This is a genomic window from Psychrobacter sp. H26, assembly GCF_059073035.1.
In genome coordinates, this window is the sequence record NZ_JCACRW010000001.1 from 3,076,017 (window position 1) to 3,102,717 (window position 26,701).

The window sequence follows — 26,701 nt, forward strand, 5'->3', positions numbered from 1 at the left end:
ATTTTTAGCATGATTTTAAAAGCTTAAGATTGTGATTTGTATTTCTAAGGACTAATATCTTGGGTGTTTTAATGAATGAATTCGCAATAGATTTTTATCAGAATATGTTGACAGTGTCGATAATTATAATTAGCTTTTCGGTTGTGCTATTAGTTGGTGTCAAAAATAGTAAAGATATAAATAAAGTGTTTTTGATTTTTGTTTGGCATACTTTTTTTTCTATAGTTTATTTTATTTATACTTTATCGAACCAAGCCGATGCAAGAAAATACTATAGAGTGTCTTTAGATAATGAATTTGGTTTTTTTCCAGGAACTAAATTCATCTATTACGTAACATCTATACCAACTAAGATTCTAGATGCTAGTTACATAAATACCGCTTTATTCTATAATTTTATAGGTGCATTAGGTTTAATTTTCTTATATAAGTCATTGAAGAATTTCTTAGTAAGTCTGCCTTGGTATTGGATTGTCGTATTATTTATACCATCTATGAGCTTTTGGAGTAGCGGTCTAGGTAAAGACGCCATTTCATTTTGCGCTACTTGTTTATTTTTATATGCTATCACTACAAGTAAAAAAACTACTTTATTAGCTGTTATTTCTTTTGTGATGATGTTTATGGTAAGACCTCATATTGCGGCTATAATGCTTATATCTTACGTTATTTATTTTGTAATTCGATCTAAGACCCATATAGTAGTCAAATCTATGGTCCTACCATTCATTGGTATTGGAGTTTTCTTATCAATTGGCTTTGTTCAACAATATATTGGTCTGGAGGATGCATCGTTAGATAGCGTGACTGGTTACATAGATGAAAGACAGGTATCAAATTTGGGTGGCGGATCATCTTTAGATATTGCTTCTATGAGTTATCCAATGCAAATGTTTACATATATTTTTAGACCGTTACCCTTCGAGGCACATAATATTGTCTCTCTAGTGACTGCCATCGAAAATACTGCAATATTGTCTTTGTTTTTGTATATTTTATTTAAAATAAAATTTAATTTAAAAATATTTGTACAAGGTAAACTTCTATGGCTATTCACGTATGCATTTTTAACTTGTACAATATTAGCAGTGACAACAGCAAATTTAGGTATTGCAACGCGTCAAAAATGGATGTTCATGCCTGTTCTTCTTTATCTACTTATTTTTGCTTTCTGTCAGTATCGAACAAATAATAACCGAGTAAATCCATGAAGTTTCTAATAATAGCCAGTTACCCTGCATCCATTTTACAATTTCGTGGCGCTCTCATTACCGCTATCAAAGATGCAGGGTTTGAAGTACATATCGCCGCGCCTGACTTTGGCGACTATCCTGATGAGCACCAAGCGCTAAAAGATTTGGGCTATCAGGTGCATGACATTGCTATGGAGCGTACGGGTACCAATCCTAAAAAAGACTTAAAAACTGTTATTGAGCTGTATCGCTTGATGATGAAGCTTAAGCCTGATTATGTGCTTGGCTATACCATCAAACCGGTTATTTATGGTTCGCTTGCTGCTAAGCTTGCCCGTGTACCGCATATTTTTGCGCTGATAACAGGGCTTGGCTATGCCTTTAGTGGGGCAGATGAGGTAGGGTACAAAAAGTCTAAACTACAAAAATTTATGCATAAACTTTATGCAGTGGCTCTGAATTCGACGCAAAAAGTATTCTTTCAGAACCCAGATGATGAAGCACTATTTAGAAAGATGGGTATTTTGAAACCTTCCATACCGAGTAAAGTGGTAAGTGGATCTGGTGTCAATGTGAGTGAGTATAGTGTAGCAGCACTGCCTACTATTGATGGTAATCCTGTTCCAAAATTTCTACTAATCGCAAGGTTGTTGACGGCAAAGGGTGTCCGCGAATATGCGCAAGCTGCTTTGATCATTAAAGCTAAATATCCGCAAGCCCAATTTTATCTAGTCGGTTGGATCGATGACAATCCAGATGCAATTGAGCAGCGTGAACTGGATACTTGGATTAAGGATGGTCTGTTTAACTTTTTGGGCAAACTCTCTGACGTTAAACCCGCGATTGCTAATAGCTCTATCTATGTGTTGCCCTCTTATCGCGAAGGTACACCGCGTACGGTACTTGAGGCAATGGCAATGGGTCGCGCTGTGATCACGACAGATGCACCAGGCTGTAGAGAGACGGTGATTGATGGTCACAACGGCTATTTAGTACCAGTTAAAGACGCTGATGCCCTGGCAGTATCGATGGAAAAATTTATACTCGATCCACAGCTTATTACTCGTATGGGTAAGGCAGCTAGGCAAGTGGCGGAAGATAAGTTCGATGTAAATGCTGTAAATCGAATAATGTTAATGGAAATGGGGTTGTAAAAAATAAGTATGATAAAACGACTTTTTGATATTACCGCTGCTACTACAGCCTTAATTGCATTATCTCCAGTGTATGCCATCACTGTCTATAAAGTGAATAAAAACTTAGGTTCGCCAGTACTCTTTCGTCAAACGCGTCCTGGTAAGAATGGTATACCTTTTGAGATGATCAAATTTCGCTCAATGAAAGATGCGACTGATGCAGAGGGTAACGTATTGCCAGACAGTGAGCGTCTGACAGATTTTGGTAAGCGTCTGCGTGATACTAGTTTAGATGAGTTGCCAGAGCTGTGGAACGTAATCAAAGGTGACATGAGTCTTGTAGGGCCACGCCCATTATTGATGGAGTACTTGCCACTATACACTGATGAGCAAAAACGTCGCCATCACGTGCGTCCTGGCATTACAGGCTATGCGCAGATTAATGGGCGTAATGCGATTGGCTGGGATGAAAAATTCGAGCTTGATGCGTGGTATGTCGATAACCAATCGCTATGGCTTGATATAAAGATTTTATTGAAAACAGTCAAAAAAGTGGTCGTCAAAGACGGCATCTCTGCCGAAGGCGAAGCGACAATGCCAAAGTTTGCTGGTAGTACGGTAGAAGAGACAAGCAATGCATGAGGTTTATGCGGTCTATGGCGCATCGGGCTGCGGGCGGAGTCTAATGCCGGTGGCAAAAGCAAGGCTACTGCAAACCAATCCTAAAGCAGACTTACTCTTTATTGATGACAGTCTGCAAGCAGTCTCGACTATCAACGGTTACCAAGCAATAAATTATCAAGACTTTATTGCGCTAAGTGGCAAAAAAGCTGTTTTAATCGCCATCGCTAACAGTATAGTACGAGAAACAATTACGAATAAGTTAGCTGCTGATGGTATAGTGCTTTGGTCAGTACAAGCAGACAGTACTATTATTATGGATGACGTGACCATAGAAGCAGGTGCAGCGCTTAGTCCGTTTGTGACTGTTGGTTCTAATGTCATTATTGGGAAGTGCTTTCATGCCAATCTCTATAGCTATGTAGAGCATGACTGCATCATCGGTGATTATGTGACTTTTGCGCCGCGTGTTAGTTGTAATGGCAATATCAATATTCATGACCATGCTTATATTGGTACTGGGGCAGTTATTAAACAAGGCACACCCGATAAGCCCTTGATCATTGGCGAAGGCGCTATTGTAGGTATGGGCGCAGTCGTGACCAAAGATGTTCCAGCGGGAGCAATCGTCGTAGGAAACCCTGCTCGTCCGCTTATAAAGGCCTAGATACTATCTATGCAGTTAGTGATTAATTATTATTCGTTATTACCGAGGAACGTATGTTAAATACCGATTTTTCACCGTGGCCTAGCTTTACTCAGCAAGAAGCAGACAAAGTCAGTCAAGTGTTGCTGTCCAACAAAGTTAACTATTGGACGGGACAGGAAGGGCGCGAGTTGGAAAAAGAGTTTGCCGAATGGGCTGATTGTGCGCATGCAGTAGCTGTCAGTAATGGTACACTGGCATTGGATGTGGCATTAAAAGCACTCGATGTAGGTGCAGGTGACGAGGTTGTAGTCACGCCGCGTACGTTTATTGCTAGTATTTCATGCGTTGTTAATGCAGGTGCAGTTCCCATTTTTGCAGACGTAGAAGCGGCAACGGGTAATATTACCGCTGACTCTATTAAAGCGGTATTGACCAAAAAAACCAAAGCAATAATTTGTGTCCATTTGGCAGGCTGGCCGTGTGACATGGACGCTATCATGTCACTGGCAGATGAGTATGATATATATGTGATTGAAGATTGCGCTCAGGCACATGGTGCATGCTATAAAGGTCGCAGTGTGGGAAGTATTGGTCATATTGGCGCTTGGAGTTTTTGCCAGGATAAAATCATGACCACAGGCGGTGAAGGCGGCATGGTCACTACCAATGACGAGCAGCTGTGGCGTAAGATGTGGGCATATAAAGACCATGGTAAAAGTTATGCTGCTGTGTACGAAACAGAGCACCAACCAGGGTATCGCTGGCTACATGAGAGTTTTGGTACCAACTGGCGTATGCCTGAGATGCAGTCAGCGATTGGACGTATTCAGTTGACGCGTATGGGTGAGTGGACTGCGAGCCGTACTGCTAATGCGCACGCTATCTTAGGTGCCTGCACAAGTTGGGCAGACAAAGATTATATGTCGGTTCCTAGGTTAGAGGATATGTCTGAGTCTACAGATACTAAGCATGCTTACTATAAGCTATATGTCTATGTTCAGCCTGAGAATCTACCAGCAGGATGGGATCGTGATAGCATTATTGCAGCTATTAATGAGCAAGGTGTGCCATGTTTCTCTGGTTCCGCCTCCGAGGTGTATTTAGAAAAAGCATTTGATAATACTGGCTTACGTCCAGAGGTCAGATTACCAATAGCTAAGCAATTGGGTGAGACAAGCTTAATGTTTTTGGTACATCCAACACTCACTGAGTCAGAAATCGACAAAACAGTTCAAGCACTAGATATGGTGTTAGCAAAAATTGAAACTGATAATTAAAGCTTGGATAAGTCAACACTCGCACCAAGTATACAAATTATAGTTATTATATTATTCATTACCGCTTATCTGCTATCGAAAAGCGTCCTTCATAAAGAGTAGGTAATTATGTCTAAACCACAAAAATTTAAGCAGATGAGTTTGTTAGTCGCTCTCGGTACCGCATCGATGTTGGCTTCAGCACAAAATCTGTATATGAATGATATGAAACTCAAGTCCGAGCTTGATTGGTTAAATGCGCAAGGTGTGACGCATATTAGCACCAGCACATGGCCGTTGACTGCTAATGAGATTACAAATGCACTCAATACGGCTGAAGTGACGACTGATACCCAGCAAAGAGTATTGCAGTCTGTACGTGTCAAGCTGGCTCAAAACCCAAATTCTTTAGTCAAAGCAGAGGCGGAAGCTTACTTACAAACAAACCGCCAACAGCTGCCGCAGACTTTTGCAGATGACAATCTGGCAGGCCAGCAGATATCAGCTGCGATAGGACTCAGTGAAGAGAACTGGGAGATGAAGCTACAAGCCAACGTAAAAAACGATGAGCTTATCGATGATGATAGTGATGTTAGTTTTGAGGGGTCGTATATCGCTGGTACAGCAGCCAATCAGTGGTTAATAGCAGGTAAGATTCCAGCATGGTGGGGCCCAGGAAATGATGGTAGTCTTATCCGAGGGGATGCCAGCATCCCAGTCACAGGTATTACTATGCAGCGTGATACGCAAACTGCACCGACTAACCAGTATTTGAACTGGGTTGGTCCTTGGCAGTATCAGCTGTTTGCAGGTCAGCTAGATGATTATGAGGCTATACCAGATGCTAAGCTATTTGGTGCCCGCCTGACCGCGAGTCCATGGGAGTGGTTAGAAGTTGGTGCGTCTCGAACCTTTATGTGGGGCGGGGAAGGTCGTCCAGAGAGTTTTAGCTCCTTCGGTGATGCTGTTTTAGGGACTAAAGATAACGGTGACAATGGTGCTACGATTGGTGAAGATCCTGCTAACCAACTAGGTGGTTTTGATGCACGCTTAAGCCTAGCGCCTTTGGTTAACGTACCAGCTGGTGTTTATGCACAGTACATAGGTGAAGATGAAGCGGGTGGTTTACCAGCCAAAAATATGTATTTGGCTGGTATCGATTATGCTTCTGCCGCCTATGGTAAGCCATATCAGCTGTATACTGAATATGTAGATACACGTACGAGCGGTGAAGTCCGAGGCGTATCTTACGATCATGGTACCTATACTGATGGTTACTACCAGCAAGGCTATCCACTTGGACATTCTTTAGGTGGTGATGCAGAAAGCATATCAGTAGGTGGAAAATTATGGTTAGATGGGCGTAACTTTCTTCATGGCAAGCTACAGCATGCTAAAGTCAATCAGTCAGGAGAGTTAGATCGTCGCACCGGAAAGTCTGATAACCAAGCATTTCCAATAAAGGATAAATTAACCGCTATTGACGTATCATGGGCGCATCAATGGCAGCCCAATACATTGATTACAAGCAGAATATGGGCAGTAGACTCTGATACTCAGTCAACCGATATTGGCGCAGGTGTAGGGTTAGAGTTCCAGACTTATTAAATAAGAATGAGTAAACAATTTAGTGCTCTAAAGATTAAGAAACGGTCTACTAATATCACAGTAGGCCGTTTTTTGTTTGAGCTGTTGCTAGAACTATGTGTTGGTAAATTGATGTGTATGTTCTATAAATAATCGTCAATTTGATAGATCTTTACTTGTATATTGCACAGTAATAGCTAAAGAATTACTTTTTAGTTGTACTCTAATACATGCTAGGATTTTGCAGCGTACACAGGTACAATATTATTCTTAGTCAAAGGTTGACGAAGCAAAGGACAGGCATGCAAAGTATTTGCGCGCGCTGTCTTTATTTTTTTATATCGTACCCCCTATTGGAGTTACTATGTCTACTGCTCAAGAATCCGCCACCGTTTTGGACGGCAAAGCACTTGCCAAACAAATAGAACAGGATCTGCGTACACGCGTTGATACGATAAAGGACAAGACTGGACGCACCCCAAGCCTTGCCACGATATTGGTTGGTGATGATCCTGCTTCTGCAACTTACGTTCGCATGAAAGGTAATGCTTGTAAGCGTGTTGGTATGGATTCTATACGTGTTGAGATGCCAAGTGCGACAACCACTGAGCAGTTGATGGCAAAGATAGAGGAGCTAAACAGTAATCCAGATGTACATGGTATTTTGCTGCAACATCCAGTCCCTGAACATATCGATGAGCGCGCGTGCTTTGAGCAAATTGACTTGGCAAAAGATGTCGATGGCGTGACTTGTCTTGGTTTTGGTCGTATGGCTATGCAGCAGCCTGCCTACGGCTCATGTACACCGCAAGGCATCATGCATTTGTTAGAGCATCATAATGTCGAATTATCAGGTAAAGAAGCGGTAGTTGTGGGACGTAGTGCTATCTTGGGCAAACCAATGGCGATGATGCTACTCAATGCCAACTGTACGGTGACCATCTGTCATTCAAGAACCCAAGATCTAGCAGCACATATCAAGCGTGCCGATATCGTAGTTGGTGCTGTGGGTGTGCCTGAGCTGATTAAAGCGGAGTGGATCAAAGCAGGCGCCGTGGTTGTTGATGCAGGCTTCCATCCAACAGATGATGGCGGTGTTGGTGATATTGAAATGAAGGGTATGGAAAGTATTGCCAGTGCTTATACCCCAGTGCCAGGCGGCGTTGGTCCAATGACTATCAATACGCTTATTCGCCAAACGGTCGATGCTGCTGAAAAGTCAGCAGGTCTAAACATCAGCTGAAAGTAGTGACATGAATGCTGATCGCCGATAGTTAAGAGGCTTGAGGCAATATAGACTCAGGCTAAATCAACCACCTTTTAGTTGATAGGACCTAAAAATGTCTAAGAAAAACGTAGGTTTTCATGAGCGATTGCAAGGTATTGGCAGAGAGTTTGTCGATATCTGTCATTACGTCATCTTGTTTTTAATCAGCGTGGTGGTGGTTTGGACGGCAGGCAAGGAGTTTGTCGATATTGTCCAAAAGGGTTCAGCGGACTTAAAAGATATTTTGATGCTATTTATTTACCTTGAGCTGTTAGCTATGATAGGTATCTATTTTAAGACCCATCGTTTACCCGTTCAATTTTTGATATTTATTGCCATAACTGCATTATCACGGCATTTAGTGGTCGACGTACAGGCGGTCTCGGATTATTTTCACCTATGGCTGCTGGCGACAATTTCTGTAGCGATCATGCTATTGAGTGGCGCTATTGTCGTGCTGACGTGGACCGCAAAAACCTTTGGTCGCCCAGAGGATAATCTCGACAAACAGTATGCAAATTTAACGGTCAAAGCCATGCTACCTGACGATGCGCAAGCACCAGATAGTCACACAAAGCATCGCCGTGAGTAATGTTTGATACCTATATAAAAAAAAGGCTACCAGTGGTAGCCTTTTTTTTATATAGGAATGGGCTATCATAGCCATTTTAGTTTTTTGAAATTGTAGTATAAGAAGCTACACAACGCGATGATGATAATCATGATCACAAGGTAAGCGTATTTCCAATGCAGCTCAGGCATAAAATCAAAATTCATCCCATAGATACCAGCAATAGCGGTCGGCACCGCTAAGATACCTGCCCATGCTGCAAGCTTACGTACGACTTCATTCTGTCCCATATTGACCATAGCCATATAGGTATTCATAACCACACTTAACATTTCATTCAGACCGTTGATAGCATCTAGTGAGTGTAAAAGGTGGTCATTGACATCGCGGAAATATGGCTTGGCTGCTTGAGAGAAACCAGAGACAATTTCGCTCTTTTTGTGATTGATAAAGAAGCTACAGATGTCTTGGACTGGTAAGATAATAGCTCGCATATGTACCAGTTGCGACTTGAGTTCATAGAGGTTTTTTAGTGTGCCTTTATCAAACTCATACGTAAAGACATAGCGCTCTTGCTCGCGCAAATACCGCCCCAAGCGATCAGTGATCGGCATATAGTTATCAACGATAAAATCAAGTATGGCATGTAATACAAAGATAGGACCCATACGTAGCTTTTCAGGGCGACGGTGGCAATGCTCACGGACAGGGGCGTAGGAGTTCGATGGACCATTACGAATAGTAATCAAGTAGTTTTTGCCCATGAATATCGCAGTCGTACCATAACGAATGACATTGTCCTCAAGTTTAGCAGTACGTAGCACCACAAAGACCATATCGTTGTCGTAGTTTTCTACCTTGGCACGCTGATGATCAGCAAACGCATCTTCAATTGCTAACTCATGGATATCAAAAGCGTCTTTTACTTTGACCATGGTTTCTAGACTGGGGTCATAGAGACCAAGCCAAATAAACTGACCGTTATTACTAAGAGCACGGCTCACATCATTAAGTGCCACCTTATCTATATTTTCGCCTGTCTTGCGAGAGTAAGCGTAACAGTTGACCACTTCATCGGCACTTGATGAATCAATATCTTCATAGCGTTCAGAGTCAGGATCGTAGACCGTCATGGTCTCGATAGTATCTTCTGTTGTCGCATCAATATCGCCATAGATATAGCTGTCATCACCATCTAGATAGAGGTGCTTGTCATTCATGTTGGCATAAATGTGGCTCATATTAGAGTCAGGAGCAATATGAGCCGTTTTTTTGATTAATTGGTTATTGTCGTTTTCCATACATCCTCCTGCCACATAATAAAAAAACGGCAATAATCTAAAATCTGATGTCTAAAAGCCGTGAGCATGGCTGCTGTGACTGAATATGGCTATGTACTAGTGCCCTTTATTTAGTAACCCTTTATAAGGCATAGCTTTTTAGAGTATCAATATCTACCAATGCCAATAGGCTCTCGTGACACGCTTCTAGTTTGATTTGTGGGGCGATATCAAAGTCTAGCGCTTCAACCCAGCGCAGCGCACAAATACACCAATAATCACCAGGCTTGAGACCTGCAAAATTGTATTCAGGTAGCGGGGTAATAAGATCATTGCCGCGACTGGCTGAAAAGTTCAAAAATTCACTGGTCATCTTGGCGCAAACCGTATGCTGACCGACGTCGTGATTGCCGGTATGACAAAAGCCGTTGCGGTAATAGCCGGTGATAGGGTCGAAGCAGCAGCTGGCAAGGGCAGTGCCTAATACATTGGTTTGGTTATTGGCAGGATTTGGGTGATAATCAGATGACATAAGGCTTCCGAGATAAAAATATGTGTTAGTGTACCATGAGTATGTGCCAAAGACGCTGCCGTAAACATGCGCAGCACCCGATGGATAACAAAAAGTACACGCTATTGTCAGCCACCCCTTTAGCAAATAAACATCGCGTTAAATCCTCTCGTAGGCAGGTCCTAGATAGAGCTGTATCTGCTTTACTTATAAGGTGTCATTAGATGCTAATTAGATAACGATTGGAGATAATTGTCACTAGGCGAACCTTAAGTGCTATGCTAAACTAAAGCATAAAGTGCCTTGATTATTTGTCGCAATTTTTTAGCGCATAAAGATACTCGTCTTATCATTCAAAATTATACTTATTATTCACCCTTTTGCGGTTACCTGGTTTGTTTATAAATAATTGGGTCAATGATGTTGCGTGTTGAAAAAACACGGCGTCAATATTTGGCAAAACAACCCTTTGAGTACCGCTTCAGTACCGCGTTTTTGGTAAGCGATACGCCAAACAAGGATTTATTGTGTCTGTTAGTTCTGATTCTGCAAAACCTACCCAGCAAAACTCCATAAACGAGACAGCGACTCAGTCTGCAAAAGACAGCGCTGCATCTACCAGCATGCCCTATCTAAGTGGTTTTGCGAGCGATGTTGCCAACAGCTGGCTATTACCTGATGGGGTAGTCGATGTACTGTTCGAAGACGCGCATAAGCAAGAGGTGCTTAGGCATCAATTGATTGAGCAACTCATCACTCATGGCTATCAGCTTGTTTGTCCACCAATGCTCGAGTTTACTGAATCCTTGCTCAGTGATGCATCAGAAGATCTCAAGCGTCAGACCTTTAAGATCATCGATCAGCTGACCGGACGTCTAATGGGTGTGCGTGCTGATATTACGCCGCAGATCTTACGTATAGATGCGCATCATGGCGGTACGGGTATTGCACGTTATTGTTACGTTGGTGATGTGATCCATACCTTACCATCAGGACTGTTTGGCTCGCGTACACCGTTACAGTTAGGTGCTGAAATATTTGGTTGTGAATCACTGGCAGCAGACATTGAGCTGATTGATGTGTTGTTTACGATGGTAAATAACTTAAATATGAGTGCCGCACTTCATATTGACTTGGGTCATGTAGCGATATTTAAGCGCCTAGCTGAATTGGCTGAGTTGCCAGATAACGCGACTGAGCGCTTGATGTATTTATATGCCAATAAAAACCTTCCAGAACTCAAGCGCGTCTGCAAAGACTTACCAATGGGTGATGATTTTTATGTGTTGGCACGCTTCGGTCATGATATCGCAAACTTGTTGGCCAAATTGTCAGACGCAGCGCAACAAGACAGCCAAATCGCAACCGCTGTGGATGAGCTACAACGTCTAAAATCTCATTTAGAAGATCAGTGGCAGTGCCCAGTCAGTATCGATGTGACCGAACTATCAGGCTATCACTACCATACGGGTATCGTATTCAACGGCTATATCAATAGTGAGACCCAGTCACTAGTACGTGGTGGTCGCTTTGATGGTATGCAGAGCCAAACGCAAACCCTACGCGCCGCCACCGGCTTTAGTATGGATATCAGTCGCTTGCTCGCTCATACACAGCTTGATGCGCCGACTATCGTACTGGTTGATTTTGAATCGCTGGCTGACGCAACTGCAGATGAGACACAAACGCTATCTGTGCAAGTTGAGAGTCTGCGTCAGCAAGGCTACCGTGTCACCATGCCATTGAACGCAGATGATCGTCCACATGATGTTACTCATCGACTGGTTATGACGGACAATCAATGGCATCTACAAACTGTTTAGTTGCCAGTTCAATAAATACAATTTATTAAGTACACGTTATTAGAACGCTCAATGGTTCGTTAGATAAAAAGATACAGTAAATAAAGCACAAAGCTATTTTAGCTTTCCAACTGTTATTGCACACACCTCAATACATAAAGGTAAGGATTGATCATGGGTAAGAATGTTGTAGTCTTGGGTAGCCAATGGGGCGACGAAGGTAAGGGTAAAATCGTTGATTTACTTACCGAAAAAGCCTCAGCAGTAGCCCGCTTCCAAGGCGGTCATAATGCTGGTCACACGTTGGTTGTCGATGGCAAAACCACTGTCTTGCATTTGATTCCATCAGGTATCTTGCGTGAAGGCGTGACCTGTTTTATTGGTAATGGCGTGGTGCTCGCACCTGACGCACTACTAAAAGAGATGAAAGAGTTAGAGGACAACAACGTACCAGTACGCGAGCGTCTACGTATCTCTCCAAACTGTCCACTTATCATGCCTTATCACGTGGCACTTGATCAAGCTCGCGAAGCCAAGCGTGGCAGCGGTAAAATCGGTACAACGGGTCGTGGTATCGGTCCTGCATACGAAGACAAAGTAGCACGCCGTGCAATCAAGCTTGCTGATTTGTTCCGTGAAGATCTAGAAGAGAAGCTACGTAACCTCATCGAATATCACAACTTCCAACTGACTGAGTACTACAAAGTTGATGCGATTGATTTTGATGAGACACTCAAGCTATGCCAAGAGTGGAAAGAAGAAATCAAAGGTATGGTTACTGATGTCACCGAAGACCTAAATCAGTTACGTCTTGCTGGCAAGAACCTCATGTTTGAAGGTGCGCAAGGTACACTACTTGATATCGATCATGGTACTTATCCGTTTGTGACCAGCTCAAGTGTAACAGCAGGCGGCGTATCTACTGGTACTGGTATCGGTCCATTATACTTAGATTATGTACTTGGTATTACTAAAGCTTATACCACGCGTGTTGGTAGCGGCCCGTTCCCAACTGAATTGTTCGATGATGTTGGTGCTCATCTTGCCAAAGTTGGTCACGAATTTGGTGCGACCACTGGTCGTGCCCGTCGCTGTGGTTGGTTCGATGCTGAAGCACTACGCCGTGCCGTAGTACTTAACTCTATGTCAGGTATCTGCCTGACCAAGCTTGACGTACTAGATGGTCTTGAAGAGTTGCTCATTGGTGTGGGTTACAACCTACCTGAAACTGAGTGTGCAGGCGCGCATGATGCTGAATTCTACGAGTCAGTAACGCCTAAGTACGAGACTATGCAAGGCTGGAGCGAATCTACTGTTGGTGTTACTAACTATGACGACCTACCAGAGAACGCTAAAAAATACATCAAACGTATCGAAGCGTTGATTGGTTGCCCAGTTGATATCATCTCAACTGGTCCTGATCGCGAAGAGACGATTGTATTACGTGACCCATATGATGCTTAATTTTCACTATACATCTTAGTGAGCCATTTCTAGTATTAATAAAAATCCCAGTGCTGAGCATTGGGATTTTTACTTTTTTGCAAGGTGTGGTCATAAATTAACCCTATCATTTATAGCCTTAATCATTATAATAGGCAGCAATCCTATGTTGGCACTCAGGTATTAGATTTGACTGACCATGAGTTAGTCAAGTCAGCTGAGGCCAATATGGCGGCTAAAGATAAAACAAAGTATTAACCCTTTCATTTTTATCGAATTTATCATTTATTAGGAGCTTTCATGGCTAACGAACGTACTTTATCTATCATCAAACCTGACGCAGTTGCTGGCAACCACATCGGCGCTATCTACAGCCGTTTCGAACAAGCGGGTCTAAAAATCGTTGCCGCTAAAATGCTACAACTTGATGACGAAAAAGCAGGTGGTTTTTACGCTGAGCATGCTGAGCGTCCATTTTATAATGACCTAAAGTCATTTATGATGTCAGGTCCAGTATTGGTATCAGTACTAGAAGGCGAAAATGCTATCGCTCAGCACCGTGAAATCATGGGCGCTACTAACCCAAAAGAAGCGGCTGAAGGCACTATCCGTGCTGACTTCGCTAGCAGTATCGATGAAAACGCAGTACATGGTTCAGACTCAGCTGAATCAGCAGCACGTGAAATCAGCTACTTCTTCAGCGATGACGAAGTTTGTGCACGTACGCGTTAATAGCAGCAGTTATTAATGTCAGCTACTCACTAGCATAGTGATTGTTAATAATTGGTTTGGCAAGACGGCTTATATCTTATGGGTATAGGCCGTTTTAGCTATTTGCTGATGGGCAACTTAGATTATAATAGAGCAATCTAGATTGAAATTATCTGAAGAGCCCCTCATTATTAGTTTTAATCAGCGTTATCAATCCTTTATCAGCATGTTTTTAGTCAATATAATTTGATATTGTAAGTCGCTTTAGTGACTTAATAAAAACGACGCTCATAACGGATTGCTCATGCATTCAAGCCATACGTGTGTACGGCAACGCTCATATCAATAATTGCATCGCTTATTAGACTGATGCAAAAAGGTTACCTATTATGTCAACTGTTCAAGCACCAACCCAGCACATACCTGCCAAGCTTACTGATAGCATCAAATTAGTAGACGAGGCCCATGCCAAAACCAATCTACTGGGTATGACCCAAGCACAGCTGGCTGATTACTTCAAAAGTATTGGCGAAAAACCATTTCGCGCTACTCAGGTTGTTAAATGGATCTATCAGCATGGGGTTACCGACTTCGAGCAAATGACCAATTTGAGTAAATCATTGCGTGATAAGTTGTCACTTAATGCTTGTGTGGTACCGCCAAAGGTTATTCATCGTCAATACAGCGATGATGGTACACGTAAATGGGTGTTTGAAGTGACGGGCGGCTCATTGGTTGAGACTGTATTGATTCCAGCAGATGACAGCAAACTAAATGGCCGCAAAACATTGTGTGTGTCTTCACAAGTTGGCTGCGCGCTTGATTGTAGTTTTTGTAGTACAGGGAAGCAGGGGTTTGAGCGTGACTTGAGTGCCGCTGAGATCATTGGACAGCTATGGGTTGCCAATGCCTCATATATGACTGACGAAAACGAAAGCCTAGAAAACGTCGATCATAGCCTATGGGAAAATAACGTCACCAATGTCGTCATGATGGGTATGGGTGAGCCGTTATTAAACTATAAACCAGTGGTTGGTTCAATGGAGTTGATGCTTAGCGATCATGCTTACGGATTATCGAAGCGCCGTGTGACATTATCAACGTCAGGTGTCGTCCCCAAAATGTATCAACTTGCTCAAGATATTGATGTGGCATTGGCGATCTCATTGCACGCGCCAAACGATGAGCTACGTAATGAGCTGGTACCAATCAATAAAAAATACCCACTAGATGAGCTGATTGCCGCTGCAAAAAACTACGTCTATGATGTGAACCCGCGTCACAAAAAGCACGTCACTATTGAGTATGTGATGCTTGATGGGGTCAATGATAGCAATGAGCATGCTCACCAGTTGGTCGCACTATTGGACGGTCTACCAAGTAAGATCAATCTTATTCCGTTCAATCCGTTCCCACACGCGCCGTACGATAAGTCGAGCAACAACCGTATCCATACATTTAGTAATATACTTAGCGAAGCTGGATTTGTCTGTACTATTCGCCAGACACGTGGTGATGACATCGATGCAGCTTGTGGTCAGTTGGTTGGACAAGTGGCTGATCGTACCAGACGTTCGGCTGCATGGCAGCAAAGTATCAAAGATCGTGAAAACGGTTGATACAAGTCATAGAAGTGCCAAACGTAAGCGCTTAGCTGTCATTTGTCTGTCGCAATGGTAACAAAAATGTATCAATAACGCTCGAGAATGAAGAACACAGCAATTAACAACAACTAAATTGTACTTATAGGGGTTAAATCTATTAAACTGATGCCTCGATGATCAAATGCATTGAACCACAGTTTTATGATGGCGGCTATGATGACTTCTAAAAATTCTTGTCAGTTTGAACCTAACAAACCATTTTTTAAACGTTATAAGCAGATAGGTGCGATGACGACTCATGTCAATGTATCGAAGAATGTACCGAAACAAATGTTGTTTGTGGCTGTGCTCGCAGGATCATTATTAAGTGGTTGTCAGAGCACGCCAAGTAATGATCTGACAGGTGGTACAGTCTATCAAACCTCTACGGGCGCAAGCGGTGATCGCGACTCAGACCAACAAGAAGCTGCACGTGTGCGCACCTCACTGGCGGCGCAATATATCCGCAAGAATGAGCTGGATGCGGCGCAGCGTCAGCTCGAAAAAGCCTTTGCTGCCGATAGCCGTTACGCGCCAGCCTATGATATGATGGGCGTTTTGTTGCAACAAGAAGGCAGCCGCATCAATCTTGCAAAAGCCGATCAGTACTTCAAAAAAGCAATCGCGCTAGACAAAGATTTTGTGCAAGCACACAATAATTATGGTGTTTACTTGTCACAGGCGAAGCGCTATCGCGAGGCGGCAGAGCAGTTCGAGATTGCAGGCGCATCATTAGGCTATGAAGGCCGTATCGGTGCATTAGAAAATCTAGGGCGCACATACCTTCAGCTGGGTGATAACAGCGCTGCTGCTAAAGCGTTCTTGCGAGCGCTTGATGGTAACCGCAATAGCATCATCGCCCATATCGAATTGGTTGATTTGTTGCTTGAACAACAGCGCGTACCTCAGGCTCAAAGGTTATATGATGAGACATTGATATTGGTTCAAGGGCAGGGCATCAGCCCCCGCTTGCTCCTACAAGGTATCAAACTTGCGGCAGCACAAAAAAACACGACAACGCGCCAGCAATTGGCCCAGCAGCTTTTATCTGCTTATCCACTGAGCGATGAAGCGAAACAACTTAAGACTTGGCTTAACAATCCAGAGGCACCATGGAAATGACCACCCCATCATCGAACACTCAATCTAACGCTCAGGGATCATTTGGTGCCATGTTGCAGCAAGCCCGAAAAACTAAGCAAGTCAGTTTAGATGAGGCGGCCGCCGAGTTATTTATTTTAAAACGCCATCTAGAGGCATTAGAGAGCGAGAACTTCTCTGAACTACCACAAGCCGCATTTGCTCGTGGCTTCGCCATCAACTATGCCAAATACTTAGGTCTGGATTCAGCCAAAATCGCAAGTAGCTTCGATGCCGCCTATCCTAATGAGCTTAAAGCCAAGTCAGTAAATAACACGGATACGCCACTGCGACCAATGGGTACATTACAGCGTGATACGCATAGTCGTATCCGTTTCAATCCACTATTGATCATCGGCGTGATTGGACTCATTATTTTGGCGATATTTTTATTCCGTATGGTGAGTAATGCGAGTAAAGAAAATAACCAAGAGCCTGTCGCTGCTGTGGAAGATGTATCAGCCATAGAGCAAGCGCAGGGGGCCGCGATTAACATTGATAATGATGCCAGTAGCGTTGGCGCTTCTGGCTCTGCGCTGAATCTGGGTGATGCCAATGCTAGTACGGCTTTTCTGAATGTTAAGTTGAGCGATGATGCCGTAGTTAGTATCACTGATGCCTCTGGCAATAATCTGATTAGCGGCGCCCAGACAGCTGGCGACTATGATCTATCAGGTATGCCACCATTCGATGTGCAAATCGATAATATCGATAATGTCAGCTTGATGCTCAATCAAGAAACGGTCGCTTTAGAGACTTATGCAACTGATAAGCAAGCGGCTTTTGAGTTAACGCCTTAATTATTGATGAAAGGTTTGATTGCCTGTTTTCGCTAAAGTGGTCACATGTGCAAGCTCGTTTATATATACAAGCCAGTGGCTTTTTTATTTTTGATTCAAGGATTTATGTATGTCAATGCCATCACCTATCAACCGTCGTTTGACCAAAAAAATCTATGTGGGTGATGTTGCAATTGGTGGTGATGCGCCAATCAGTGTGCAGAGCATGACCAATACTGACACCTGTGATGTGGCCGCAACGGTTGCCCAAATTGAGCGCTGTGTTGAAGCTGGCGCTGACCTAATGCGAGTGTCAACGCCAACGATGGACACGGTAAAAGCCTTTGGCGAGATTCGAAAACTTGTGAGTGTGCCTCTCATTGCAGACGTACATTTCGATCATAAAATCGCCCTAGCAGTTGCTGAAGCAGGCGCTGATTGCTTACGTATCAACCCTGGTAACATCGGTAGCGATGCCAAGGTGCGTGAAGTGGTTGCTTGTGCTAAACATCATAATATTCCTATCCGTATTGGCGTCAATGCAGGCTCTCTAGAAAAAGACATTCAGCGTAAATATACTGAGCCAACTGGGGAGGCGATGCTTGAGTCAGCGATGCGCCATATCGATATTTTAGAGCGCCTTAACTTTGATCAGTACAAAGTATCTGTCAAAGCCAGTAATGTGTTTTTGACACTAGATGCTTATCGTCTAATATCAGCACAAATTGATAATCCACTTCATCTTGGGGTAACCGAAGCTGGGGTATATCGTACTGGTGCGGTGAAGTCTGCAATTGCCCTTGGTGGTCTCTTGTTAGACGGTATTGGTGATACAATTCGCATCTCTTTAGCTGCCGAGCCTGAAGAAGAGATTAAGATTGGTTTTGATATCTTAAAATCGCTGAATATCCGCTCAAATGGCGTCAACTTTATTGCTTGCCCAAGTTGCTCGCGTCAAGAGTTTGATGTGATCAGAGTGATGACAGCGTTAGAGTCGCGTTTAGAAGATATCCGTGAACCGATGGATTTATCCGTCATTGGTTGCAAGGTAAACGGTCCAGGAGAAGCCAAAGAGGCAGATATCGGTATCGTTGGCGCCGCACCAAGATCGCTAGTATATCGTATGGGCGAAAAAAGCCATCTTATTGATACCGACAATTTGGTCGATGAAATAGAAAGCATGGTTCGTGCTCACGCAGAAGATTTGGCAAAAAAGCGCGAAAACGAAATCATTCGCGTAAGATAGGCCAGTGTGTTGATACATGTGTCACACTGATACACAACGTCAAGCAGTTAAGTTAAAACACAATGAACATTTAGATAGATAACAACAATAGGCATACCTGTTAAATTTTTAAGGATACGACCGTACCATGATCAAAGCTATTAAAGGGTTCAATGATATTTTGCCTGATCAATCAGCAAAATGGCTACATCTAGAAGCAATATTGGCTGATGTACTTGGTAGATATGGTTACGAGCATATCCGCCTGCCTATCGTTGAGCAGACTGATCTGTTTGCACGTGCCATTGGCGGTGCTACTGATATCGTCGAAAAAGAGATGTATAGCTTTACGGATAAGTCTGAGCCGCCCACGCCTTTGACGCTACGTCCTGAAGGTACGGCAGGCGCAGTACGCGCTGTCATTGAGCATAACCTACTGCGCGGTGACACTCCTAAGCTTTGGTACATCGGTCCAATGTTTCGCTATGAGCGTCCGCAAAAAGGCCGCTATCGTCAGTTTCATCAGTTGGGTGTCGAAAGCTTTGGTAGTGCGTTACCAGACGCTGACGCTGAACTGATTGCGATGACCCATCTAATGTGGCAAGAGTTGGGTCTAAAAGATGAGATGCATTTGCAGCTTAATAGCTTAGGTGAGAGTGATGAGCGTTATGCTTATCGCGAAGCATTGGTCGCTTATTTAACTGACAAAAAAGATCAGTTGGATGAAGACAGTCAGCGCCGTTTGACGACCAATCCGCTACGTATCCTAGATAGTAAAGAGGCGAGTACACAAGCACTGTTGGCAGACGCGCCAAAGCTGGCAGAATTCTTGGGTACAGAGAGTAAAGCGCACTTTGAGCAAGTTCAATCATACTTAACAACACTTGGCATTAGTTTTGAAATTAACCCGCATCTGGTACGCGGGCTTGATTACTATAATAAAACGGTCTTTGAGTGGGTAACGGATAAGTTAGGTAGCCAAGCGACAGTTTGTGCTGGTGGTCGTTATGACGGTCTGATCGGACAGTTAAAGTCTACAGGCACTGATGGTAGTAAGCCTGCAAAATCTGAACCAGGCGTTGGTTTTGCGATGGGGCTTGAGCGCTTGTTATTACTTATGGAAGCGGTTGCACCAATTGCTGATGTACCTGCTTGTGATGTGTTCGTTGTCGCTCACCCAGAGGTTTATGGTGCTGGTGTTGATTATGCACAACGTTTACGCTACAGTCGCCCAGATGTACGTGTAAAAATGGCAAGTGCCACTAGCTTAAAAGCCCAAATGAAAAAAGCAGATAAGTCAGGTGCTGCATTGACGGTCATTATTGCGCAGCAAGAGCTAGATGATAATACAATCAGTGTTAAAGACATGCAGACAGGTGAGCAGCAAACGGTCGTACAAGACTGGTTATCGAGCGAAGACAACTTTTCTCGTGGCTAATCATCTTGTCATACCGTGGTTTTGATTTTGGTATCAGTAAATTAATGTACATTTTATCAGGTAAATATATATGGCTCTGACCCCCAACTCGCCGAATGCAGACAACTCCATGCAAGCACTAAAGCAGTATGGCAGTTATATCGTCACTGCGATTTTGTTGGCGCTGGCCGCTTATTTTGGCTGGACATACTGGCAGAATAACCATGCGCGCGTAGATACGGTCGCCGCCGATCAATACGCAGATATCCAGCGATTGAATGAAGAGGTCAGCATCGCATCGCAGAACCCAGATCTAGAAGCACAAGCGCAAGAAGCTCTGGCACAGAGCCGTACACAATTAGACGAGAATATTGATGCATTAGTAAGCACCCATGGCGACTCAGTTTATGCGTGGCAAGCACTAATGATTAAGGCTCGCCAGCAAGTAGACAGCGATGACTTCACTGCAGCAGCTGAGACGCTCAAGCAAGCACTCGCAATTGACTTGGGGGATGCGGGGTTAGAGGCGATTACTCGTCTGCGTTATGCCAAGACATTACTGGCTACTGGGGACGCAGATGCAGCTTTATCAGAAGCCAATAACGATATGCCAAGCTCGTTTGAAGCCAGTCAGCAAGAATTACTAGGTGATATTTATTTGGTTCAAGACAACAAAGACTCAGCGATTAAGTCTTACAATAATGCTTGGGAGCTGTTACGTAGCCGTCAAGAAACGCGTGCAGTATTGGCATTAAAAATGGAAAGTCTAGGTATCACGCCTGAGCCTATCGCAGAGCAAGCGAGTCTTGTTCAAGAGTCAGCGACTCCTGAACAGCCATTAGTGGTTGATAGCTCAGAAAGTATGGCCGTTGAGACGGTACAGTAAATAGGATTGTATTGAACGATAACACTAATAGTAGTCGCTTAAATAATAGTTAGTAGTCGATCAAAAACTTGTAAATAAGATTACTAATGTGCGGTTAGCCAATGTACTAATTAATAATAATTCATCTGTAGTGAGAACGTATAATGACCCAATCTATTCGCGCAAGCAAAATGTTAAGTACCAGGTTCAGTACTAAGACTGTCAAAAAGACAGTCATGCATGTAGCAGTACTTGCTGTGATGAGCACTGCAGTGATAGGGTGTACTCGCGGTATCAAGCCCGTGGTCAATGACCCAGTAAAGTTAGTACAAATTGCGCAGCCAATCAGCGTGCTACAGCCAGTATTTAGCACCGATGTGGGCAATAAAAAAGCCAGCAAAAAAGACCCATTAGATTTGCAGGTTGGTTATGCCAATGGGCAAGTCGTTACTGCCTCACGCGGTGGCGACTTAATAGGCTTTAATCAAGCAGGTGAGCGCTTGTGGTCAATAAACGTTGGTGATCAAATCACAGGCGGCGTTGCTTTAGACGCGCTCAGTCAAACTGCTGTTATCAGTACTCGCAGTGGTCAAATTATGGCATTTGATAGTGCTACGGGCGCCAAACGCTGGCAGCAACAGTTATCAGGGTCGGTCTTGTCTCCTGCATTGATCAGTAATAATCGCGTGGTGCTATCAGCAAATGATGGTTTCTTGCATGGCTTATCACTACAGACGGGTCAATCAGTATGGCAGTTTGCGACCCAAGTACCAGCCATTAGCGTTCGCGGTAGTGCAGCACCGACATTATTAGATAATGAAACAGCATTGTTGTCTACTGCTGATGGTCGTCTGCATGCGATTACCGTTGATAATGGCTTACCGCAGTGGTCAAGACGTGTCGGTATCGGTTCTGGTAGTAGTGAAGTTGAGCGCATGAGCGATGTCGATGGCACGCCAATTGTAGATAAGCAGCAGATGTTTGCCATCAGTTATAGCGGACAGCTACTAGGTATTGATTTGGCTTCACGTCAAGTAATGTTCGTCAACGAGCTTGCAAGCCTCAAGTCGCTTGCCGTAAATGCTCAGCAAGTTATTGCGACTGGTTTGGATGGCAATGTGGTCGCTTACGATCGCAATAGTGGCGAGACGTTATGGGAAAGTAAAGCGCTAGCGTATCGTGATCTCACCAACCCTGTCATGATTGGTAATTATATTGCAGTTGGTGATTTCGATGGTGTGGTGCATTTATTTGATCCTGCGACTGGCGATATCGTTAGTCGCGTGGAGACAAAAGGCGCACTGACCAACCTGCAAGTACAGGGCAGCCGCCTTATGACCCAAAGTACATCAGGACAAGTGGCTATTTGGCAGCTGGTGCGTTAGTCAGCTAACTAAGTGCTTATTGTTTTAGAACACAAACGCTGCTTGGTCAGCGTTTAGTGCTTTGTGTAAATCGCTTGTTTATAGACAGGCTTTCGCGTACTCTATGCGACCGATGCGCTAGCCATGTATACTGTATATCGTTTAGCCATTCCAGATATTTTTTAAAACTACGATTATTTTTGATTGTAAGATAGCTATCTACTATTTTTGCTATTGTTTTATTATTCATTTTAATTTGCGGTTAAGTACAGCCTATTCGCTGCTACCGTTATGTTGCTGGTTATAAGAACAGCTGTACTGTCCGTCATTGTGCCTTTCACTGAGAGTAATCCATGAGTATCAAGCCTGTGGTCGCCTTAATTGGTCGTCCAAACGTCGGTAAATCCACCTTATTTAATCAGTTCACAAAGAGTCGGCAGGCATTGGTCGCTGATTTGTCAGGATTGACTCGTGACCGTCAATACGGTGACGCGACCTATGAAGACAAATCTTTCATCGTTGTGGATACTGGTGGTATTGGTGAAGCGGACGATGGTAGCGGTAATATTGACGACTATATGTCTGAGCAGTCGCATACTGCGATTCATGAAGCAGATATTATTGTATTCGTTGTTGATGCCCGTGCTGGTATGATTGGCGCTGATGCCGAAATTGGCAAGTTTTTGCACACGTTAGGCAAGCCTGTTTATGTCGTTGCCAACAAAGTTGATGGTGTTCATGACGCCGCGCCTGCCGAATTCTATGCATTAGGGTTGGGTGAGCCTTACCCGATGGCCGCCAGTCATGGTCGCGGTGTGGGTAACTTACTCGAAATCTTAACGGCTGATATGCCTGAGCAAGAGAACATCGTAGAGCCAAGAGGCTTAAAGCTTGCGATTATCGGTCGTCCAAACGTCGGTAAATCAACCCTAGTGAACCGTTTGCTGGGTGAAGACCGAGTAGTGGTGTACGATATGCCAGGCACCACACGTGACAGTATTTACATCCCTTATCAGCGCGAAGGCAGAGACTACGTATTGATTGATACTGCTGGTGTGCGTCGCCGCGGTAAAATTGATGAAAAAGTAGAGAAGTTCTCCGTCATCAAGACGTTGCAAGCAATCGAAGACTCTAACGTGACTGTGATTGTGATTGATGCGCACGAAGGTATCGTTGACCAAGACTTACACATGATTGGTTATGCCTTGGATGCCGGTCGCGCTTTGGTAGTAGCGATCAATAAATGGGACGGCCTGACGCCAGATCAAAGAGATTATATCAAGCTTGAGATGGATCGTCGTTTTAACTTTATTCCCTACGTAAAAGTGCATTTAATATCAGCGCTTCATGGTACTGGCGTTGGCAATCTATACCCCTCTATTTTGCGTGCGTATAAGTCTTCAATGTTTGAAGTGTCAACCAATCGCTTGACGCAAATCTTACAAGATGCGGTTACGGCCAATCCGCCACCAACTGTTGCTGGTCGTCGTATCAAGTTGCGCTATGCACACATTGGTGGTCACAATCCACCAGTTATCGTGATCCATGGTAACCAGACAAGTGCGCTTCCTAAGAGCTATCAGCGTTATTTAGAGAACCAGTTCCGTCAGGTGTTCAAACTTGAAGGCACACCGCTCAATGTTATTTTCAAGCAAAATGACAACCCATATGCTAATAAAAGCGATACGCCAACCAAGGCAAAAACACAGCAGTTGCGCCAACGTGAGCGTAATCGTGCAAAGAAATTCACCACAAAAGACAAAAAGTCTCGTTAGTAAATTTTTATCTAACCCTTCTGTTTGATTCATTGCGTTGTCTAACAGTTACTCATTTTACCGTGTCACTATACACGGTAAAATGAGTATCAAGCATTATTTAGCAATGGTGCTGCATCCGTCCGGTCAACGCAGTCATAAATTACCTCAATCTTTCGCTTATAACATCTCCCAAATACCTGTACTATAAGTAAAAGTTTTCTTTACTCAGTAGAGTGATATGAACAACCGTTCGTCTCAAACCATTTCTATGCTTATCTGGCGCTCTGTTGGGCAGGCCGTAACTTTGGCCGTGCTAGCAGGATTTGTGCTGCCTTTTAGTTATGGGTTGGTGCATCATTACCAAGAAAAGCAGCAGCATATCCAGCAGTTGGCTTCGCTATTGACGACCAGTGCATCGACAGCAGATGGTGCAGATATTGTGGCTGATCAAGTCAATGTTTTGCTAGAAAACGAACCTACGATTCAAAGTATTGTCTTCTATTCAACCTCTAAACCGATCAGCGATGTGAACCAGTCCCTTGATGACTGGCGAAATGCTTTATTTGCCGATACTGTCAGCTTTAATTATCCAGTCGTGAGTAAGTATGAAGATGACAATGAGGCAGGTGCTGATAATGCAGCATATGACCGACAAATAGCCAGCACTTTGTCAGAAAGTATGGCGAACGCGCCAAGTACCAATCAGTTGACTGATGACTCTACCAAAAACAGTGCGCTGATTGGCTATATCAACATTACAATGGACGTAAAGTTGCTACGGCTGCACTGGTTCCAAAGTGTCTTATGGTTATGGCTCACAACCGTCGTACTGATTGTTATATTTGCTTTATATATCTTTAGAAAGCTTAACTGGCCTGTCAAAGATATCGAAGCATTGACAGATATCTGCCAAACCATCACAAAAAACTCGGAGTTAGAGCAGCTACCGATCATCCCGCAGCGCTTCAATTTCCAAGAGCTTACGCAAATAAAAAAAGCATTAGTCATACTATTTGGTCGACTACAAGAGGCCAAAATAGGGTATGAGACATTAGCGGCTTTTGAGCAGCAGCTACATAACAAGGATGTCTCGCTTGATGTACAGCTGCATAATTTTCAGAGCATGATCACCCATGAGCTAAAAACATCGCTCAATGCGATTGTGGGTGGCCTGCAGTTGTTGGATTATGAGAGTCTAACCAGAGAGCAGAAAGATGCTGTTGAAATTATCAGTGATGGTAGTGATAAATTGGTCTTATCGCTCGACCATATTATTCAGCTCAATCAGATACAAAAGGGTCAAATAAGGATTCATACCAACGAATTTAATCCGCTACAATTAATCTCTGATCTATTAGTGAAATTTGAGCCTATTGCCAGTCAAAAAGGCTTAGAGCTTATTAGCAATATCCATCACATAGACTATAGCTTGCATGGAGATTCGACCAAAATTCAACAGATACTATCGATCCTGCTCAATAACGCTATCAAGTTTACCCCTACCGGACAGGTCATTATATCGTCGCAATTGACTCATTTTGATAAGAGTAATCGCTGGAAAATCAGCGTAAAAGATACCGGTATCGGTATCGATAGCGATCATATTGAAGATATCTTCAATCCATTTTTTCAAGTGGATTCATCACAAACACGTCAATATGAAGGCTCAGGTATTGGTTTGCCTGTTGTGAAGCAAATGGCGCAGCTTATGGGCGCTACAATCGAAGTTGATAGTACATTGGGCTTGGGCACTGAGTTTACGCTTACTGTAGCAATGCCAAACCAGCAGCAGTCCCGTCAGCAGCGCCTTTTATCTGGACTGACCATTGTTTATTACTATTATCAGGAGGCAGGTGCTTTATTAAGTGAGCTGGAGTATCTAGGAGCTACTATTATTTGTCATCAATGTCCACAGCAGGTGATAAATGAGGTTAGAACCCAAAAAGTTGATATGGTGATGTTTGCTGAGGATGTATTTGTAGAGAAAGCTGAGCTGCTAGCCAAGAGTATTCGTCAGTACGAAAGTGAAGAGGGTACGCAGCGCACTCTATTGGTATATTGGTATCCACCGCACCGAGCGCGCTATGTTGACAGTTTTGAATACGGACTAAAAGCAGCTGGCATTGACTACTGCCACAGTTCCAATTATACAGACAAGGCATTGAGCGATTTATTAAAGCGCTGGTTGGTATGGACGTAATGCGACTGCTCAATACGTGATTAGCTCTGTTAAATTCGTATGGTGTGCTCGGTAGTACGCTAGATATAATTAGCCAGCAATAGTCTCGTATAGAGTTTCCTACCGCTACTATGTTTGCTAGCGATTAAGCAAACGTTTTATAGTACAAAAAAGACGCCCAATTTTGAGGCGTCTTTTTTGTTAACGGGTCTTTACTGATTCATACGTTGTTAGCGTTATTATTTATGTTGTTATCTATAAAGAGAGCAACTTCTAAAAGAATAAAGTATGTCCTATAAAGATAA

Annotated in this window: 22 protein-coding genes; 20 read left to right on the forward strand and 2 right to left on the reverse strand. The window is 43.5% G+C overall.

Annotated elements, in window-relative coordinates:
• Positions 1–71: 71 nt before the first annotated feature.
• The 8 genes from AC5JPT_RS12860 (at position 72) to AC5JPT_RS12895 (ending at position 8,301) form a co-directional block, all read left to right on the forward strand.
• Complete coding sequence (locus tag AC5JPT_RS12860) at positions 72–1,211, forward strand: hypothetical protein (RefSeq protein WP_493858330.1); 1,140 nt, start codon at positions 72–74, stop codon at positions 1,209–1,211.
• Positions 1,208–2,347 (forward strand): glycosyltransferase family 4 protein, encoded by a 1,140-nt coding sequence (locus AC5JPT_RS12865; protein ID WP_493858331.1) that lies wholly within the window; start codon positions 1,208–1,210, stop codon positions 2,345–2,347. Before AC5JPT_RS12860 ends, AC5JPT_RS12865 begins: the two co-directional genes overlap by 4 nt.
• 9 nt (positions 2,348–2,356) lie before the next feature.
• The gene (locus tag AC5JPT_RS12870) at positions 2,357–2,971 is read left to right on the forward strand and encodes a sugar transferase (RefSeq protein ID WP_493858332.1); all 615 of its coding nucleotides are present in this window, start codon (positions 2,357–2,359) and stop codon (positions 2,969–2,971) included.
• Positions 2,964–3,617, forward strand: coding sequence for a NeuD/PglB/VioB family sugar acetyltransferase (locus AC5JPT_RS12875; protein ID WP_493858333.1), 654 nt, complete (start codon positions 2,964–2,966; stop codon positions 3,615–3,617). Before AC5JPT_RS12870 ends, AC5JPT_RS12875 begins: the two co-directional genes overlap by 8 nt.
• Positions 3,618–3,670: 53 nt before the next feature.
• A complete protein-coding gene (locus tag AC5JPT_RS12880; RefSeq protein WP_493858334.1) occupies positions 3,671–4,876 on the forward strand; it encodes a DegT/DnrJ/EryC1/StrS family aminotransferase in 1,206 nt (401 codons plus the stop codon).
• Between the two features lie 108 nt (positions 4,877–4,984).
• Positions 4,985–6,463 carry a capsule assembly Wzi family protein gene (locus AC5JPT_RS12885; protein ID WP_493858335.1) on the forward strand — a complete coding sequence of 493 codons (1,479 nt, stop codon included), beginning with the start codon at positions 4,985–4,987 and terminating at the stop codon, positions 6,461–6,463.
• A 343-nt stretch (positions 6,464–6,806) separates the two neighbouring features.
• Entirely contained in the window at positions 6,807–7,685 is an 879-nt protein-coding gene (folD, locus tag AC5JPT_RS12890; RefSeq protein ID WP_493858336.1) for a bifunctional methylenetetrahydrofolate dehydrogenase/methenyltetrahydrofolate cyclohydrolase FolD, read from the forward strand.
• 97 nt (positions 7,686–7,782) lie between these two features.
• Positions 7,783–8,301, forward strand: a complete 519-nt coding sequence (locus tag AC5JPT_RS12895; RefSeq protein WP_319049962.1) for a phosphate-starvation-inducible protein PsiE — start codon at positions 7,783–7,785, stop codon at positions 8,299–8,301.
• 65 nt (positions 8,302–8,366) lie between these two features.
• Here the strand turns inward: AC5JPT_RS12895 and corA are convergent, their stop codons facing one another.
• Together corA and AC5JPT_RS12905 are read right to left on the reverse strand one after the other, a co-directional pair.
• A complete protein-coding gene (gene corA / locus AC5JPT_RS12900) occupies positions 8,367–9,521 on the reverse strand; it encodes a magnesium/cobalt transporter CorA (RefSeq protein WP_493858484.1) in 1,155 nt (384 codons plus the stop codon).
• 181 nt (positions 9,522–9,702) lie between these two features.
• Positions 9,703–10,092 carry a DUF2237 family protein gene (locus tag AC5JPT_RS12905; RefSeq protein WP_319049964.1) on the reverse strand — a complete coding sequence of 130 codons (390 nt, stop codon included), beginning with the start codon at positions 10,090–10,092 and terminating at the stop codon, positions 9,703–9,705.
• A gap of 506 nt (positions 10,093–10,598) precedes the next feature.
• Here AC5JPT_RS12905 and AC5JPT_RS12910 point away from each other — a divergent pair.
• From AC5JPT_RS12910 to AC5JPT_RS12965, 12 genes are all read left to right on the forward strand, one after another.
• Positions 10,599–11,894: an ATP phosphoribosyltransferase regulatory subunit gene (locus tag AC5JPT_RS12910; RefSeq protein ID WP_493858337.1), complete on the forward strand. Its 1,296-nt coding sequence runs from the start codon at positions 10,599–10,601 to the stop codon at positions 11,892–11,894.
• Between the two features lie 153 nt (positions 11,895–12,047).
• Positions 12,048–13,337: an adenylosuccinate synthase gene (locus AC5JPT_RS12915; protein WP_493843547.1), complete on the forward strand. Its 1,290-nt coding sequence runs from the start codon at positions 12,048–12,050 to the stop codon at positions 13,335–13,337.
• 279 nt (positions 13,338–13,616) lie between these two features.
• A complete protein-coding gene (gene ndk / locus AC5JPT_RS12920; RefSeq protein ID WP_057759031.1) occupies positions 13,617–14,048 on the forward strand; it encodes a nucleoside-diphosphate kinase in 432 nt (143 codons plus the stop codon).
• Between the two features lie 368 nt (positions 14,049–14,416).
• Entirely contained in the window at positions 14,417–15,646 is a 1,230-nt protein-coding gene (gene rlmN, locus AC5JPT_RS12925) for a dual-specificity RNA methyltransferase RlmN (RefSeq protein ID WP_443524705.1), read from the forward strand.
• Positions 15,647–15,844: 198 nt separating this feature from the next.
• Positions 15,845–16,792 (forward strand): type IV pilus biogenesis/stability protein PilW, encoded by a 948-nt coding sequence (pilW, locus tag AC5JPT_RS12930; RefSeq protein ID WP_493858338.1) that lies wholly within the window; start codon positions 15,845–15,847, stop codon positions 16,790–16,792.
• On the forward strand, positions 16,783–17,610 hold the full coding sequence (locus tag AC5JPT_RS12935) for a helix-turn-helix domain-containing protein (RefSeq protein ID WP_493858339.1): 828 nt from the start codon (positions 16,783–16,785) through the stop codon (positions 17,608–17,610). The genes pilW and AC5JPT_RS12935 overlap by 10 nt, the downstream gene beginning before the upstream one ends.
• Positions 17,611–17,719: 109 nt before the next feature.
• Positions 17,720–18,835 (forward strand): flavodoxin-dependent (E)-4-hydroxy-3-methylbut-2-enyl-diphosphate synthase, encoded by a 1,116-nt coding sequence (gene ispG / locus AC5JPT_RS12940; RefSeq protein ID WP_319049972.1) that lies wholly within the window; start codon positions 17,720–17,722, stop codon positions 18,833–18,835.
• Between the two features lie 127 nt (positions 18,836–18,962).
• Positions 18,963–20,252 (forward strand): histidine--tRNA ligase, encoded by a 1,290-nt coding sequence (hisS, locus tag AC5JPT_RS12945; protein WP_493858340.1) that lies wholly within the window; start codon positions 18,963–18,965, stop codon positions 20,250–20,252.
• A 70-nt stretch (positions 20,253–20,322) separates the two neighbouring features.
• A complete protein-coding gene (locus tag AC5JPT_RS12950) occupies positions 20,323–21,117 on the forward strand; it encodes a YfgM family protein (RefSeq protein ID WP_493858341.1) in 795 nt (264 codons plus the stop codon).
• 143 nt (positions 21,118–21,260) lie between these two features.
• Complete coding sequence (gene bamB / locus AC5JPT_RS12955; protein WP_493858342.1) at positions 21,261–22,481, forward strand: outer membrane protein assembly factor BamB; 1,221 nt, start codon at positions 21,261–21,263, stop codon at positions 22,479–22,481.
• A 332-nt stretch (positions 22,482–22,813) separates the two neighbouring features.
• A complete protein-coding gene (gene der / locus AC5JPT_RS12960) occupies positions 22,814–24,235 on the forward strand; it encodes a ribosome biogenesis GTPase Der (RefSeq protein ID WP_319049976.1) in 1,422 nt (473 codons plus the stop codon).
• 220 nt (positions 24,236–24,455) lie between these two features.
• Complete coding sequence (locus tag AC5JPT_RS12965; protein ID WP_493858343.1) at positions 24,456–26,417, forward strand: sensor histidine kinase; 1,962 nt, start codon at positions 24,456–24,458, stop codon at positions 26,415–26,417.
• Positions 26,418–26,701 lie beyond the last annotated feature (284 nt).

What these genes read in the sequence shown, in the direction of transcription:
- AC5JPT_RS12860 (WP_493858330.1), top strand. Translation starts at nt 72, where the DNA reads ATGAATGAATTCGCAATAGATTTTTATCAGAATATGTTGACAGTGTCG.
- AC5JPT_RS12865 (WP_493858331.1), top strand. Translation starts at nt 1,208, where the DNA reads ATGAAGTTTCTAATAATAGCCAGTTACCCTGCATCCATTTTACAATTT.
- AC5JPT_RS12870 (WP_493858332.1), top strand. Translation starts at nt 2,357, where the DNA reads ATGATAAAACGACTTTTTGATATTACCGCTGCTACTACAGCCTTAATT.
- AC5JPT_RS12875 (WP_493858333.1), top strand. Translation starts at nt 2,964, where the DNA reads ATGCATGAGGTTTATGCGGTCTATGGCGCATCGGGCTGCGGGCGGAGT.
- AC5JPT_RS12880 (WP_493858334.1), top strand. Translation starts at nt 3,671, where the DNA reads ATGTTAAATACCGATTTTTCACCGTGGCCTAGCTTTACTCAGCAAGAA.
- AC5JPT_RS12885 (WP_493858335.1), top strand. Translation starts at nt 4,985, where the DNA reads ATGTCTAAACCACAAAAATTTAAGCAGATGAGTTTGTTAGTCGCTCTC.
- folD (WP_493858336.1), top strand. Translation starts at nt 6,807, where the DNA reads ATGTCTACTGCTCAAGAATCCGCCACCGTTTTGGACGGCAAAGCACTT.
- AC5JPT_RS12895 (WP_319049962.1), top strand. Translation starts at nt 7,783, where the DNA reads ATGTCTAAGAAAAACGTAGGTTTTCATGAGCGATTGCAAGGTATTGGC.
- corA (WP_493858484.1), bottom strand. Translation starts at nt 9,521, where the DNA reads ATGAGCCACATTTATGCCAACATGAATGACAAGCACCTCTATCTAGAT.
- AC5JPT_RS12905 (WP_319049964.1), bottom strand. Translation starts at nt 10,092, where the DNA reads ATGTCATCTGATTATCACCCAAATCCTGCCAATAACCAAACCAATGTA.
- AC5JPT_RS12915 (WP_493843547.1), top strand. Translation starts at nt 12,048, where the DNA reads ATGGGTAAGAATGTTGTAGTCTTGGGTAGCCAATGGGGCGACGAAGGT.
- ndk (WP_057759031.1), top strand. Translation starts at nt 13,617, where the DNA reads ATGGCTAACGAACGTACTTTATCTATCATCAAACCTGACGCAGTTGCT.
- rlmN (WP_443524705.1), top strand. Translation starts at nt 14,417, where the DNA reads ATGTCAACTGTTCAAGCACCAACCCAGCACATACCTGCCAAGCTTACT.
- pilW (WP_493858338.1), top strand. Translation starts at nt 15,845, where the DNA reads ATGATGACTTCTAAAAATTCTTGTCAGTTTGAACCTAACAAACCATTT.
- AC5JPT_RS12935 (WP_493858339.1), top strand. Translation starts at nt 16,783, where the DNA reads ATGGAAATGACCACCCCATCATCGAACACTCAATCTAACGCTCAGGGA.
- ispG (WP_319049972.1), top strand. Translation starts at nt 17,720, where the DNA reads ATGTCAATGCCATCACCTATCAACCGTCGTTTGACCAAAAAAATCTAT.
- hisS (WP_493858340.1), top strand. Translation starts at nt 18,963, where the DNA reads ATGATCAAAGCTATTAAAGGGTTCAATGATATTTTGCCTGATCAATCA.
- AC5JPT_RS12950 (WP_493858341.1), top strand. Translation starts at nt 20,323, where the DNA reads ATGGCTCTGACCCCCAACTCGCCGAATGCAGACAACTCCATGCAAGCA.
- bamB (WP_493858342.1), top strand. Translation starts at nt 21,261, where the DNA reads ATGACCCAATCTATTCGCGCAAGCAAAATGTTAAGTACCAGGTTCAGT.
- der (WP_319049976.1), top strand. Translation starts at nt 22,814, where the DNA reads ATGAGTATCAAGCCTGTGGTCGCCTTAATTGGTCGTCCAAACGTCGGT.
- AC5JPT_RS12965 (WP_493858343.1), top strand. Translation starts at nt 24,456, where the DNA reads ATGAACAACCGTTCGTCTCAAACCATTTCTATGCTTATCTGGCGCTCT.